Below are 13,879 nucleotides of genomic sequence, written 5' to 3'. Positions count from 1 at the left end.
GTCAAGAAAATCAAATGAGAAGTTCCTGTTATTCTTTCAACTCGAACAATAAATCTTCACCAGAAATCACACAAACAGCACCATCTTGAATTAGTTGATGGGAGCCAGTTGAGTATTGTGTCAAAATATTTCCAGGTACAGAAAAAACAGTTCGACCGATTTCTAACGCTTGTTGTGCTGTTATCAAAGAACCACTCTTTTGCTTTGCTTCAATGACACAAGTGCCTTGTGACAAAGCAGCAATGATTCGATTTCTCATGGGAAAGCGGTATTGTTTTGGTCCTTCGTATGGTGGATATTCACTAAGTAAAAGATGATTCTTTCCAATTTCTGCTTGAAGAAATTGGTTTTCCTTTGGGTAGGCTTTTTTAATTCCTGTACCGATTACCGCAATCGTCTTTCCAGTATTTTTAATCGCAGCCAAATGTGCGTATGTATCGATTCCTTTGGCACAGCCACTAACGATGACATAGTTAGCATCTATGACCGGAGTTAAAAGTTCATGTACAACTTTTTTTGCCAAGACCGAGGTCTTCCTGCCCCCAACCACACTGAGCATCTTTTGTTTTAGTAGAGAAAGATCACCAGAATAAAATAAAAGAATCGGTGGTGTCGCAAGATGAAAAAGTTGCGGGGGATAGCACGGGTCAAGACAAGTAATGAATGACTGAGCTGTTTTCAATTTCGCAAAATTTTGATTGATTTGCCGCCAACTTTCTTGAAATTTTTCTCGATGACGAACAATTTTTGCGATTTCAATGATTTCATAAGAAGACAACTCGCTTGTTTGAGCTTCCAATAAAGCCTGGACAACCGCCCATTTTCCTTGACTGCTAATTCCTTTCGCATAAGCTAATTTAAGTAAAAATCCTTCAATCTGATCCATGAACGAAAACCGCCTCTCGAAGTTACTTTTAAATAAAATACGCAAGAGACGGTCAAACATCTTAAGATAAATAATTTTTTATCGGTGCAAAAGAGCGCCGATGAATAGGGGTAATTCCTTGTGTTGCTAAGCCTTGTAGATGTTCTTTCGTTCCATAACCAGCATTATGGCCAAACCCATAACCTGGATATAGTTCATCATATTTTTTCATTAAATCATCACGATAAACTTTTGCAATGATACTTGCTGCCGCAATAGAAACTGAACGAGCATCTCCCTTGATCAATTTTTCTTGCTGGATTGGCAAATCCAGTGTCATGGCATCAATTAAGAGATAATTTGGACGTATCGCCAGCTTTTCTACAGCTTGGATCATTGCTAGTTTGCTTGCCTCATAAATATTGACCTCATCAATCTTTTTTTCATCAATGATGCCGATACCGATAGCAAGTGCTTTTTGTTGGATTTGGTCATAAAGCAGTTCTCGTTTTTTTTCTGATAATTGTTTCGAGTCATTTAATCCAAGGATCGGTTCGTCTTTAGGTAGGATGACAGCGGCCGCTACTACTGGCCCTGCTAAAGGCCCACGCCCTACTTCATCAATCCCCGCAATCCATTCATATCCTTGTTCATATGCCTGATTCTCAAATAATGACATTTCCAAATATTTTTCTTGGATCAATGCCGTTTTTTTTACTTGTTTCTCAAAGGATAGAAGCGCTTGTTGTACCCCTTTTCGCTGATCTTGCTTTAGTTCGGCAATGAAGGGATCAGTTAACGACGTCACTGTTTTTAATCGTTCCTTGATACTTTGGATCGATTCACTCATCGCTTGTTTTCCCCATTTCTTCACATCGATCTAACGTGTAACGCCCAAGTTTTCCTTGACGGATATCGAAGACTACCACTTCACTACCACGATCATAATCATCTTTATAGCCACGCTTTGCAGTAATCGTCATCAATAATTCAGGTGCTAATTGTTGTTCTGCTTCTTCTGGCAACTGATAGCGCTCTGCGATTCTTCCTGGATAGTATCGAGCGAAAAAATCTAAGCCATAGATAGCGAGATCATCTAAATGAACTAACTGGTCTTTAATGGCTCCGGTTAGTGCTAGTTTTTTACCAATCTCTTCATCTTCAAATTTAGGCCATAAGATTCCTGGCGTATCTAATAACTCTAATTCGCTACCTAGGCGCAACCATTGTTGTCCTTTTGTCACACCAGGTTTATTACCTGTTTGCGCAATTTTTTTCCCAACTAAGCGGTTCATCAATGTTGACTTCCCGACATTTGGAATACCTAAAACCATGGCTCTGATTGCTCGTGGTTTGATCCCTCGAGCGGCATCACGTGCCCTTTTTTCTTTTAGTGCTTCTTTGGCTGCTGGAATCAACGCTTTGATCCCTTTACTCTCTTGAGCGGTAATCGCTAATGCTTGATGACCTTGTTGTTGAAAATACGTTTGCCATAACTTCGTTTGTTGGGGGTCTGCTAGATCAGCTTTATTTAATAATACCAACCTTGGCTTTTGTTGGATGATCTGATCAAGCATTGGATTACGTGAAGACAAAGGTAATCGCGCATCGACTAATTCAAAGACGATATCGACATATTTCATTTTCTCAGAAACTTCACGACGGGCTTTTGCCATGTGCCCTGGGAACCATTGGATCGTCATAGAATAAATTCATTCCTTTCATATAAGGATTTCAAACCTTATTCTTACATTATCATATTTAACCTTAGTAAATCTATGCTTACAAGTCTACTACCATCGAGTAAGTTGATTGGGCTCATTTTCCTTATATTATTCAAAGCAATTATTGGGTAGACTCTTTCAAAAGCAGCTCTGCAACTATCCATACTACCATGAACCTTAGATCAGCGATTATTTTTATGCATTTATCCTGACTTTACAATCTTTTAAAGTGGATACCGCTTTTTATTCATCAGTGGTTCGGCAGAATAATCCTTCTATCATAATACTAAATCCCAACGCCTTAGGGTATTTTTCTTTATCAAACATGTTTTGTACTTTTATTACTATTAATAAAAAGAAAATACATCATTATAAATAACAAAAAGGCGCCTGTTCCGTATTTTATCATATTTCCCTCCTAATCGCACTCTCATTTTGGCATTTTCCATTCTCTGGATTCTTGATTCCTCCATGCAACAAATTGGTGAGATAACACATCCTCTAAGACCTCTTCGTGATCCATTACTCAATATAATTTGAGATATTTTTTCACTTAATTATCAACTCTGAGTTTTGGAATCATCAACTATTGATTATCCTTTTTCAGTTAAAAATGAGCGGACTCCCCCAACCTGCTTTCTAACGTTTAATCGATTGAGTTATTTATTTTTTTATTTAACTCTCTTGCTTGCTTTTTGCTCTCATTATTTGCGTATAGATAAAAAGCAATGGTGTGTAAGATCAAATTTAAAATAAGATAAATTGCCAAAAGATTAATTGATGAAATTTCCATAGGCAGTTTGAATGAAAGCAAATTGAAAATCGCTAAACCCGCAACTGTATTCCCGACAGTCGCAATCAAAATATTACTGACTGGTTTCAGTGTAAGATGATTCCAAAGCGCATCATACATCACACCAAAAACTAATGCACAAACTAGACTAACACCCATTACGTGCCAAAGAAAATAAACATGGATCATCTGTCCTTTCGCAAAGAAGCTTGTTATTATAAATATCAACCAGATGCTGCTTAACGAGAACGTTTGAAAAAAATTATGTTTTATCTGTTTACTCATACCCACATCTCCTTAAATTTTTTTACATAGTGACGATTCACAATAAATTTAGAACCATTTTTCATTTCAATTTCAACCCGTGCATTATCCGTAGAACGAAAAGCTTTAATAAAAGATCGATTAACCAGCGTACTAATGTTGATCCGCACAAATCCGTAACTTGTAAATTGCTTCTCAACTATTTTTAACCGTACAGCTAATAGATACCTCTCATTTGATGTAAAAACGACATGACACATCTGTTCTTTTGACTCGATTGAGGAGACATCACTTAATAGCCTGGAAACTTTCTTATTTGTTTTTGCATCAATTACTACGATTGTTTGCTCCGTAGTCAGAATAGCTTCTTTTATTCTCCCCCACGTTTTTTCGCAAGAAGAATGGGTAGTTACCTTCACTGTATCCTGTGCAATGTGATTATCAATTCCAAATTTTATTCTCAAATTTTCTCCTCCTTGCTTTGATACTCTCAGTTTAAGCCGTACGCATACCATATTCAATTCCTTTCCATGAGGTTGCACTTTTTCGCAAGAAGATTGCAAGAGATAGGAAACATTTCAATACTTCCTCCCTATCCAGGTGTACCCTGCTTCTTCAAATGAAGAATGTTCCTGTCTTTAATGATGAACGACATTCGATTGGGTTTAATCGTTTTTTCTAGTATTCTGCCGATAAATATATTCAATGAACGTTTATAAAACTGTAAAGAAGAATTCTTTCAGCACGCATCTTTTGACAACGTTTACATTTTAATAGATGATAGGATAAAAGAAAGGAGAGGTACAAATGAACAGTATGGTTTTTGTTAATTTCCCCGTTGAAGATGTAGACAAGTCTGTTGCTTTTTATGAAAAATTGGGCTTTAAGAAAAATGAAGAATTTTCAACTGACGAAGCAAGCGCTGTGGTTTGGGACGACACATTTTGGATCATGTTACTCTCTCACGGTTTTTACAAAAAATTCTTAAAAGACAAAGAAATTGCAGACAATAAAAAAACGAGTGGTGCTTTGATTTCTTTTAGCGTAGCAAATGCGGATGAAGTTAAAAAGTTTGCGAATACGGCGAAAGAAAATGGCGGAAGCTACCATGAAGTCGATATGGGCATGTCTGAAGAAGAAATGTTTTCACTTGAAGTCCAAGATTTAGATGGAAATACATTAGAGCCTGTCTGGATGAAAATGTAAATTTTTTAAAGCCCTCCATTAGAAAAAGAGATGGAAGGCTTTTTTAGATAAATTATCTTGGTCTCCTATACACTTATTTTGGCTTGTTTGACTAAAATAGTAGTGCTAGTAGATCTTCGTTATTAAAATGAAAGATATAATCTGAAACAGTCATATCATTTAATGCGTTTTTTATTTCTTCATAAATAAATTTTTGACCAAGTAATTGTTGTTCAAGAATACTTACATCTTTTTGTCCAAAAAAATCACCATAAAAACGAATCTCATTGATTCTCCCATGCAGTGTCGACAAACGGACATCCACAATTCCAACTTTTGGGAGCCTGATTCTGCGTTTCACCGAAAACCTTGGTGTTTCACCATAGACCCAATCATCATTGGCATAACGATTCTGGACGATTTGTTCAATGTTTTGTTCATCTTTCTTCGTCAAATCTACCCTTTTATCTTCAATTTCTTGCAGATCATTGACCTGATAGACCTCACAAATCAGTGCATCTCGAAAATCAGCGTTTTTTTCAAATTGATATTCTTCCTTTAAAAATGGTTTAAGATTCGTCACACTTTTTTTTACTGATTTCGTTGCTTTAGACTCAATCTTTTCTTTGGAAACCGTCAAAATTTTATCAAGAACGGACAAATCAACGTCGTACATCAGTGTACCATGTGAGTATAACCGATTTTTTTTCGTATACATGGCATTCCCTGAAAATTTCATTCCTTCGATATACATATCATTACGTCCACCAACTTCTGCTTTGGTTGCGCCCATTTTTCTTAATGCTGTGATAATAGGCGAGGTAATGGATTCATATTCACCAAATTTCATTGCATTTTTGCTGGTCACAAAGCTAAAGCTTAGATTTCCTAAGTCATCATATACAGCACCTCCACCTGAGGTTCGCCGAGTGAGTGTCACGTTTTTTTCCCTTAAATACTTGAGATCGATTTCTTCATAACTATTTTGGTTTCGTCCAATAATCACACAAGGTTTTTGAATATATAATAAAAACAAAGGTTCATCACTGTCAAAACTGTTCATAAGATATTCTTCTGTTGCTAGATTTCTCCGAATATCTAAACTTTCCATGATATGATAGCGCACTTTTATCCCTTCTTACTTTTTCTCCTATCATCTCTTTTAGAACATAAAATGGCAAGAAATTAGTTCATTTTATATCTTAATTGTACTATTTTAATCAAGTAAAAAAGCGACCTCCAAAAGTTAGACCAGAAAATCTAACTTTTGGAGGTCGCTTCACTCTAAAACAAATTAGCGGTGGCATTAGCGCCTTGAAATCATGCTGAATGATCTCTTTTCTTTACCCAATCCATTTTATCTCGTTCAAGGGATAGTAAACAAAGCGAGCCTTACCCAATATTTCGCTTCCTGTAATCATACCAAAGGAGCGACTGTCTTTCGAAACACGTCGATTGTCCCCTAAAACAAAGTAACTGTCGGCTGGCAACTTTGTCTTATTCGTTAATTCTTCCAGAGTAAAGTCCGTTGTATAAGGACTACTTTCATGATCTGACTTTCTATTTTTCGTTAGAAAAGGTTCTTCGACCACTTTTCCATTCACTTTCAGCTGATCATTCTCATAGCTAATTGTCTCTCCTGGCAACCCGATCACTCGTTTGATATAAATCGTTCCATCAGCCAATTGAAAAACAACTACGTCAAACCGTCTGATTTCAGAAAATTTTTCCATTACAACCATGTCACCTTGTTTCAAGACGTTTTCCATCGAATTACCTTCCACTGGCACTGGAATAAGAAGAAATCCTCTTAAAATAAAAGCGATCAAGATGGAGCAAAGTATATATTTGATTATAAGCCAAAAACGGTCGATATAGCGTTGTTTTTTTGTCAATATCCATCATTCCACTCTCAAGGTTATCGTTCTTTCTCTATTATAGAAAAAAAAAACAAAAAATGCGACTAGATGTTTCCTTTTTGATCTTTTCTAAAAAATGAAGAAAACAAACGCAGAATCAATGGCTGTTTTCTAAATATTTTTCCCACACCTCATCAAATATATCCATAGATGACAAATAATCCACATTCAATTCTAGATAATCGGAAATTTCTTCATAACTCGTACTATGTTTAGGAAACTGGATATCTTTCCCTGCTTCTGTGGCGAAAACAGATTGTTGATCTGCTTGTTTACCGCCACGAAGAGTCATTAAATAATGATAGAAGCTTTGATTCACATTCTTTCCTCCCAGTTTTCTTTGACGAAAGCCGCTCTTCTTGCATGGTTTCGCTCAAAATTTTCAGGATTTTTTTTATAATAATCTTGATGCTCTGGCTCAGCCAAATAAAATGGTTGTGCTTTTTCAATCGTGGTCACGATCGGTTTTGTAAACCGACCACTAGCCGCTAATCGATTTTTACTTTCTTCCGCGATTCTCTTCTGTTCATTTGTCGTAAAGTAAATAACCGGCCGATAATTCTCGCCACGATCTTCAAATTGCCCAAATGCATCCGTTGGATCGGTTTGCTGCCAATAAATTTCCACTAATTCTTGATATGATATTTTCTCTGGATCATAGATGATCTCTACCGCTTCTGTATGACCAGTCGTTTTAGATTTGACTTGTTCATAGGTTGGAGATGGCACATGTCCACCTGTATAGCCAGACATGATCGTATGAATCCCTGGTAGCGTATCAAAGGGCTGAATCATACACCAAAAGCATCCTCCAGCAAAAATTGCTCTTTCCATCCTTCTCTCTCCCATCAATGACCCACTGTTTACTTCGTTACACTCGTGTCGGTGGTATCAGTATTCTTTATCGTTTTATTGCTCGTTGTCTTTTCACCAGTTTCTTTAGGTAGATATAGACTAAAACGAATGTCATCATTCACTAAATCAATTTTATCTGCTTTGATGTACATACCATTTTGCATACGGAAGCGATCTAAACGTAGCATGATCGTCAAATCATCCGTATTGATTTCAATCCAATCAGGCAACTTATAATTTCGCTTGATCATATTCATGATATCTTTGATCGGTAAACTCAATGTGCCGATCGAAAGACTTTTCGCTTTTAATTGGACATTTCCATTTTCCATCACATATGGATCAAAGTACAGATAAAAGTTGATTGGAAATCCTAATACTTCAAACGTACCATTCAACATCGCTTCATTTTCAAGATAAAATTTATATTGAATACCTTGGTCTTTTTGATAATCTGTCAAGAAAAAACTGATCATTTGATTGACCTTTTCTTTATTGGTGTTGATGGTCAAGACTGGATCTCCTTGTCTTTGGGTGATCGCTGGCACCTTAGCAAAATCCGGTTCTCGATTCGCAAAAATCCGAGTACCTAAAAAGATGCTTGATCCAAGAACAACCCCTAAAAGGATCAAAAAAGCCCATTTCCAATAATTTTTCTTTTGAATTTCAGTATTCGTTTCTGTCGAAACCTTTTTTGAGCGTTTTTCCATTATTTCTGATCCTCCCTTGGCAACCATTGGTCTTGCGTTTCAATTAATTCATCTCGTACAGCATTTGCCATCAATTGATAGCCTAAGTTATTAGGATGAAAATGATCTTCTTCATACAATACATTATTTTTGCTATTTGACGTACTTTCGCTAGTACTTGACTGATTCGTTCCTTCTTCAGTTACGCCAACTTTTTGGTTTAACCCTTGATATAGCAAATCATTGATTGGGATAAAATAGCAGTTGTCCGCATTTTTGACAACAGACTCAGTCCCAGCATTCCAGTTGTTCACAATCGTCTGCATGTCTTTAATCTCAGGGAAATTCAAATAGAATGGATTATAAATACCTAAGATGTAAACCGGTGCGTGACCATTTAACTTCCTAATTTCTTCGATCAGTTGTTCAACATTTTTCTGATACTTTTGTAATGGTCGCTTAAATGATTGGATACTGATCCCAAATAGATCGTTTTGAATCACTTTCATTAAGTCATTTCCACCCACTGTCAAAGTGATAAAGTCAGCTGATTTAATGTTTGTTTGAATCTCTGAATTTTTCTTGAGCCGTTTTAAAATTTGATCGCTCCGTTCACCGTTTACCCCATAGTTTTCAATTTCAACAGCAGTCAGATCATAGCGATCTTTTAAATCGTTGGCTACTAATGGAACAAAACCACCTTGTTTCGTTTGATCTCCTATTCCTTCAGTTAACGAATCGCCGATAGCTACATAATGGATTTTTTCTTTTTGATCCGTCTTTTGACTAACTGTCGCTGCTGGTTTTAATAGCGGTTTAGCTTTTGGAATCGATAAAGATAGTCCTAAATATACAAATATAGCGATAAGTAATGGGAACAAAACGAGCAATAGTTGTCGTTTTGTTAATTTCATATCATTCACCTCATATTATTCGATTGTTTCTTATGTTATCAAAAATTAAAATAAAAAGGTAGTGTTTCTGAAAAAAATAAGAATTATTATAAAGAAAAAAAGGATAAAATCAATGGCTAACTGACCAATGATTTATCCTCTTGATTTAGTCAACGTAATACATGATTGCAAAGGCGTTTTTCCCCGTATGTGTTGCAATAACTGGATTCGTGTGTAGAACAGGAATCGTCATATCAGGAAATAATTCTTGTAGTCCTTCTTTAAATTCTTGAGCAAGCTCTTGAGCATCTGCATGAGAGATCCCAATTTGCCGAACATTTGGTAGTTCTTTTAATTCTTTCTTCAAATTATTGAACCATTTGTCAAAGGTTTTCTTTCCTCGACCCTTAGCAACTGGGATCAACTCTCCATGAGTGAAATTCATCACAGCACGTATGTTCAATACACTTGACAATAAACCAGTTGCTCGGCTAATGCGCCCACCTTTGACTAAGTTATCTAATGTGGAGATCCCAATATATAATTTTGTATTTTCTTGTACTTTTTTGATTTCTTCAAGAATCTCATCAGCACTTTTTCCTGCTTGTGCAAGTTCAGCAGCACGGATCACTTGGAAGGACAGCCCCTGATCGGTTGTATCACTATCGATGACAGTCACTTTCGTTTTAGTCAGATTGCTTGCCTGACGGGCCGCTTCAACCGTTCCACTCAAACCTTTAGTCATATGGATCGAGATAACTTCACTGCCATCTTCGCCAAGTTGATCATAGGTTGAAATAAATTCACCGATTGGCGGTTGACTCGTTTTTGGTAATGATTTAGCTTGAGCCATCATATCCATGAATTTTTCTCCACCTAATTGATCGTCATCAGGATAGACCACGCCATCGATCATGATAGCTAGCGGCATCACCTGGATATTTAAGTTATCTCGCACACTTTTTTCCATTGTACAAGAAGAATCTGTTACGATTTTTACATTTGTCATACTATCTCACTCTTCCTTTAACAAGATGCCTTTTGGTTTACAACAAGTACTAATAAAGGCAATTTCTTTTTTAAGTATAACAGACAACAGACGTTTTTTCATTAAATACCTCTACGAACGATTCCGTTTTCATCCAAAGATGGGTATTGATCCTTTCAACTTTATTAAAAAAGATATTTCCCAAAATGTGCTAAACAAGCTTTCAGGAAATACCTTTTTTCATCGGTTATTTATTTTCTTTTTCGTTGATATGTTTCAAATTGATGGGCATATGGATTTTTTTCGTCCATCTCCCCTTGGCTGATATTGATTAATGACCATTGATCCCAATCAACTTCTGGAAAATAAGTATCCCCTGTAAAAGAATGATGGATGACTGTACGATACAGCACCGAACAAAAAGGAAGAAATTCTTTATAAATAGCTGATCCTCCCGCAACGAACAAAATGCCATCGTTTTCCTTTGCATAATCCAATACTTCTTCAATCTCGTGCATAACCATGACATTGTCAGCTTGGTAATCACGATCTCTTGTCATCACGATTGTTTGACGGTTAGGCAACGGACGACTTCCCATACCTTCAAATGTTTTTCTTCCCATAACTAAAGTATTCGCTTCAGTCATTTGTTTAAAAAACTTCAGATCATTGGGTAATCGCCAAGGCAGTTGGTCTTCTTTACCGATCAACCCATTTTCATCTTGTGCCCAGATAGCAGCTAACATTTCATCATCCTTTCTGTGTTCATACTGCGATTGGCGCTTTGATTGCTGGATGAGGTTCATAGCCTTCAACCTTGATATCATCCATTTCAAAGTCAAACACAGATTTTTTTTCTGTATTTAAAACTAATTTAGGAAACGCACGCATTTCTCTTGAAAGTTGTTCTTTCATTTGTTCCACATGATTTGAATAGAGATGAGCATCACCTAAAGTATGGATAAATTCACCAACTTCTAATCCAGTTTCATGCGCAATCAGATGAGTTAACAAAGCATAACTGGCAATATTGAAAGGCACACCTAGAAATACATCACCACTCCGTTGATACAATTGACAACTTAAACGACCATCATGAACATAAAATTGAAACATCGTGTGGCAAGGCGGTAACGCCATACTAGGAACATCTTCTGGATTCCAAGCAGACACAATCAAACGTCTTGAATCAGGTGTTTTTTTGATTGCTTCGACCACTTCCTTGATTTGATCGATAAACCCACCATCTTTCGTTTCCCAATGGCGCCACTGGTACCCATAGATGTGACCTAAATCGCCATATTTTTCAGCAAATGCGTCATCAGTTAAAATTCTTTCACAAAATAGCTGACTTTGTTCTTGATATTGTTTATTAAACTCAGGATCAGAGATGCTTCGATGGCCAAAATCAGTCATATCTGGCCCATGGTATTCATCACTTTTGATATATCGTTCAAACGCCCATTCATCCCAGATATGATTGTTATTTTGTAAAAGATAACGGATATTCGTATCACCTTTTAAAAACCATAACAATTCACTCTTAATCAACCCAAAAGGAACCCGTTTCGTTGTTAATAATGGAAATCCTTTTTGTAGGTCGAACCGCATTTGATAGCCAAAAATGCTGCGTGTACCGGTGCCTGTTCGGTCGCCTTTTTCATGTCCTTCTTCTAGTAGTTTCCTGCCTAAATCAAGATATGCTTGCTCCATTTTTTTCCTCCTAGTCTTCTACCCATTCGCTTAAGTATTCCCAACGAGCCATTTTCTCATCTAATTTGCTTTCTGCTTGTGAAACGTTTGCTTGTAATTCTTGTAAACGAGTAAAGTTATCTCCTTGATGATTCATTTCTTCTTGCAGCTCTGAAATCTGTTCTTCTAATTCAGCAATTTCATCTTCGATCGTTTCCCATTCTTTTTGCTCTAAATAAGAAAGTTTCTTTTTTGTTTCCTTTTTAACGTCAGCAGCCGGCTTCGTTGGTTCATTCATTTTTTCTTTACCTAAAGGCGCTGTATCTTTTTGTGTCAATAAATAACTCGACATATCCCCATAATATAATTCTTGCTTAGCATTTCCTTGAAAAACTAATAATTTTTCTGCTACTTTGTCTAAGAAATAACGGTCATGTGATACAGTAATCACGGCACCTGGGAAACTCTTGAAATAATCTTCTAAAATGGTCAGTGTGGCGATATCTAAATCATTCGTTGGTTCATCCAAGAGTAAAACATTAGGTTGTTGGATCAGCAATTTCAATAGATATAGTCGACGTTTTTCGCCACCAGATAATTTTTTGATCAATGTGCCATGCATAAATCGAGGAAATAAAAATCTTTCCAATAATTCAGCCACACCAATTTGCATACCTTCTGCCGTTTGAGCTTCTTCAGCTGCTTCTTGCAAATAAGCAATCATGCGTTTTTCGGGATTCATCTCTTCATTTTCTTGTGTATAGTAGGCGATACGAACAGTCTCACCAACCGTAAACGTACCATTATCTAAAGGAATACGTCCCGCTAAAATATTCAGTAAGGTTGATTTACCGGCACCATTTTTCCCAGTGATCCCTAAACGTTCTCGTGATTGAATCAACAAATCTAAATGGTTGATCAGCAGTTTCCCTTCAATAGCATATGTTCCATCTTTGATCTCTAATACTTTTTTTCCTAAACGTTTCGTTGCGATATTCAATTCGAGGTCTGCTTCATGATTGACTTGATACAAGTTTTCTTTAAGATCCTCAAAACGATTGATGCGTGCTTGTTGCTTCGTTCCGCGTGCTTGAACTCCAGCTCTCATCCAGGCTAATTCTTGTTTGTACAGGCGCTTTCGTTTTTCTTCTTGTTCCACTTCCACACGATCTCTTTCAGCTTTTTCTAAAATATAAGCTTCATAATTTCCTCGATACTCGTGTAGTTGTCCAAATGATAGTTCAAAAATGCGATTCGTCACTCGATCCAAGAAATAACGATCATGGGTGACCATTAATAACGATCCACGATACTGTTTTAAGTAATTTTCTAACCATTCAATCGCTTCATAATCCAAGTGGTTCGTGGGTTCATCTAATAATAATAAATCAGGCTCATCGATTAGGACTTGTGCTAAACTTACACGTTTTTTTTGTCCGCCTGACAGTGCGCCAATCTTTTTGTCTAATTCACTGATGCCTAATTTTTGTAAGATAATCTTAGCATTTGTATCTGTGCTCCAAGCATCTTCTTTGTTCATTTGTTCTTCTGCCTTGGCATAACGTCTCTGAACGCTCTCGTCCTCGCCATTCTCAGCTAATACAAGCAAAGCTTCCTCATATTCTCTCACGGTACGGATTAATGGACTATTTCCTTGAAAAACCGCTTGAAGTACAGTCAATTCATCAGAAAATTCGGTTGTCTGTGACAAATATCCAATTCGATAATCATTCGGATAAAAAACTGTTGGTCGATCTCCATCCCCACTGTCGATACCTGCTAAAATATTTAATAAACTTGTTTTTCCAGTTCCATTAGTTCCAATCAAACCGATTCGGTCTTTTTCGTGGATCAAAAAAGAAATCTGGTTAAATAGTTCTTTTTCACCATACGTTTTATTGAGGTCAGTTACTTTTAATTCTTTCAATCCATTCCCTCCTCATCTTGGTTATTGTATCATAAAATAATTTAATTACGGATATTTTTCTATTGTCATCTTAGACAAAATAAAG

General features: G+C 36.6%; 16 protein-coding genes. 1 reads left to right on the top strand and 15 read right to left on the bottom strand.

The window, feature by feature from the left end:
• Window positions 1–28 precede the first annotated feature (28 nt).
• From dprA to AB3I12_RS04280, 5 genes are all read right to left on the bottom strand, one after another.
• Window positions 29–886, bottom strand: a complete 858-nt coding sequence (dprA, locus tag AB3I12_RS04300) for a DNA-processing protein DprA (protein ID WP_063626937.1) — start codon at window positions 884–886, stop codon at window positions 29–31.
• A gap of 61 nt (window positions 887–947) precedes the next feature.
• Window positions 948–1,715: a ribonuclease HII gene (locus AB3I12_RS04295; protein ID WP_010719466.1), complete on the bottom strand. Its 768-nt coding sequence runs from the start codon at window positions 1,713–1,715 to the stop codon at window positions 948–950.
• On the bottom strand, window positions 1,708–2,568 hold the full coding sequence (ylqF, locus tag AB3I12_RS04290; protein WP_010719467.1) for a ribosome biogenesis GTPase YlqF: 861 nt from the start codon (window positions 2,566–2,568) through the stop codon (window positions 1,708–1,710). Before ylqF ends, AB3I12_RS04295 begins: the two co-directional genes overlap by 8 nt.
• Window positions 2,569–3,235: 667 nt before the next feature.
• Entirely contained in the window at window positions 3,236–3,667 is a 432-nt protein-coding gene (locus tag AB3I12_RS04285) for a hypothetical protein (RefSeq protein WP_063626935.1), read from the bottom strand.
• Entirely contained in the window at window positions 3,664–4,110 is a 447-nt protein-coding gene (locus AB3I12_RS04280; RefSeq protein ID WP_034700296.1) for a LytTR family DNA-binding domain-containing protein, read from the bottom strand. The genes AB3I12_RS04285 and AB3I12_RS04280 overlap by 4 nt, the downstream gene beginning before the upstream one ends.
• 343 nt (window positions 4,111–4,453) lie before the next feature.
• On the opposite strand from AB3I12_RS04280, the gene AB3I12_RS04275 reads away from it, so the two are divergent.
• Window positions 4,454–4,852 carry a VOC family protein gene (locus tag AB3I12_RS04275; protein WP_010737374.1) on the top strand — a complete coding sequence of 133 codons (399 nt, stop codon included), beginning with the start codon at window positions 4,454–4,456 and terminating at the stop codon, window positions 4,850–4,852.
• A 91-nt stretch (window positions 4,853–4,943) separates the two neighbouring features.
• Here the strand turns inward: AB3I12_RS04275 and AB3I12_RS04270 are convergent, their stop codons facing one another.
• From AB3I12_RS04270 to AB3I12_RS04225, 10 genes are all read right to left on the bottom strand, one after another.
• Window positions 4,944–5,957 (bottom strand): lipoate--protein ligase, encoded by a 1,014-nt coding sequence (locus tag AB3I12_RS04270; protein WP_063626934.1) that lies wholly within the window; start codon window positions 5,955–5,957, stop codon window positions 4,944–4,946.
• A 217-nt stretch (window positions 5,958–6,174) separates the two neighbouring features.
• Window positions 6,175–6,726: a signal peptidase I gene (lepB, locus tag AB3I12_RS04265; protein ID WP_010719472.1), complete on the bottom strand. Its 552-nt coding sequence runs from the start codon at window positions 6,724–6,726 to the stop codon at window positions 6,175–6,177.
• A gap of 121 nt (window positions 6,727–6,847) precedes the next feature.
• The gene (locus AB3I12_RS04260; protein WP_010719473.1) at window positions 6,848–7,069 is read right to left on the bottom strand and encodes a YozE family protein; all 222 of its coding nucleotides are present in this window, start codon (window positions 7,067–7,069) and stop codon (window positions 6,848–6,850) included.
• A complete protein-coding gene (gene msrA, locus AB3I12_RS04255) occupies window positions 7,066–7,584 on the bottom strand; it encodes a peptide-methionine (S)-S-oxide reductase MsrA (RefSeq protein ID WP_010737371.1) in 519 nt (172 codons plus the stop codon). The genes AB3I12_RS04260 and msrA overlap by 4 nt, the downstream gene beginning before the upstream one ends.
• 29 nt (window positions 7,585–7,613) lie before the next feature.
• A complete protein-coding gene (locus AB3I12_RS04250) occupies window positions 7,614–8,315 on the bottom strand; it encodes a YpmS family protein (RefSeq protein WP_063626932.1) in 702 nt (233 codons plus the stop codon).
• Window positions 8,315–9,208, bottom strand: coding sequence for an SGNH/GDSL hydrolase family protein (locus tag AB3I12_RS04245; RefSeq protein ID WP_010719544.1), 894 nt, complete (start codon window positions 9,206–9,208; stop codon window positions 8,315–8,317). Before AB3I12_RS04245 ends, AB3I12_RS04250 begins: the two co-directional genes overlap by 1 nt.
• Before the next feature lie 145 nt (window positions 9,209–9,353).
• Entirely contained in the window at window positions 9,354–10,196 is an 843-nt protein-coding gene (locus AB3I12_RS04240) for a DegV family protein (RefSeq protein ID WP_010719545.1), read from the bottom strand.
• A gap of 230 nt (window positions 10,197–10,426) precedes the next feature.
• A complete protein-coding gene (locus tag AB3I12_RS04235) occupies window positions 10,427–10,921 on the bottom strand; it encodes a dihydrofolate reductase (protein WP_010719546.1) in 495 nt (164 codons plus the stop codon).
• A 19-nt stretch (window positions 10,922–10,940) separates the two neighbouring features.
• Entirely contained in the window at window positions 10,941–11,888 is a 948-nt protein-coding gene (locus AB3I12_RS04230; RefSeq protein ID WP_034700291.1) for a thymidylate synthase, read from the bottom strand.
• Window positions 11,889–11,898: 10 nt separating this feature from the next.
• Entirely contained in the window at window positions 11,899–13,794 is a 1,896-nt protein-coding gene (locus tag AB3I12_RS04225; RefSeq protein ID WP_063626930.1) for an ABC-F family ATP-binding cassette domain-containing protein, read from the bottom strand.
• Window positions 13,795–13,879 lie beyond the last annotated feature (85 nt).

Source organism: Enterococcus sp. C65, from assembly GCF_040887165.1.
GTDB lineage: Bacteria > Bacillota > Bacilli > Lactobacillales > Enterococcaceae > Enterococcus_B > Enterococcus_B hirae.
The sequence above is the reverse complement of the archived record's forward strand: the minus strand, read 5'-3'. Positions and strand labels throughout refer to the sequence as shown.

Excerpts from the sequence above, each read along its gene's own strand:
- AB3I12_RS04245 (WP_010719544.1), bottom strand. The coding sequence starts at position 9,208 with ATGAAATTAACAAAACGACAACTATTGCTCGTTTTGTTCCCATTACTT.
- AB3I12_RS04235 (WP_010719546.1), bottom strand. The coding sequence starts at position 10,921 with ATGTTAGCTGCTATCTGGGCACAAGATGAAAATGGGTTGATCGGTAAA.
- AB3I12_RS04240 (WP_010719545.1), bottom strand. The coding sequence starts at position 10,196 with ATGACAAATGTAAAAATCGTAACAGATTCTTCTTGTACAATGGAAAAA.
- ylqF (WP_010719467.1), bottom strand. The coding sequence starts at position 2,568 with ATGACGATCCAATGGTTCCCAGGGCACATGGCAAAAGCCCGTCGTGAA.
- AB3I12_RS04275 (WP_010737374.1), top strand. The coding sequence starts at position 4,454 with ATGAACAGTATGGTTTTTGTTAATTTCCCCGTTGAAGATGTAGACAAG.
- AB3I12_RS04285 (WP_063626935.1), bottom strand. The coding sequence starts at position 3,667 with ATGAGTAAACAGATAAAACATAATTTTTTTCAAACGTTCTCGTTAAGC.
- msrA (WP_010737371.1), bottom strand. The coding sequence starts at position 7,584 with ATGGAAAGAGCAATTTTTGCTGGAGGATGCTTTTGGTGTATGATTCAG.
- dprA (WP_063626937.1), bottom strand. The coding sequence starts at position 886 with ATGGATCAGATTGAAGGATTTTTACTTAAATTAGCTTATGCGAAAGGA.
- AB3I12_RS04250 (WP_063626932.1), bottom strand. The coding sequence starts at position 8,315 with ATGGAAAAACGCTCAAAAAAGGTTTCGACAGAAACGAATACTGAAATT.
- AB3I12_RS04295 (WP_010719466.1), bottom strand. The coding sequence starts at position 1,715 with ATGAGTGAATCGATCCAAAGTATCAAGGAACGATTAAAAACAGTGACG.
- AB3I12_RS04230 (WP_034700291.1), bottom strand. The coding sequence starts at position 11,888 with ATGGAGCAAGCATATCTTGATTTAGGCAGGAAACTACTAGAAGAAGGA.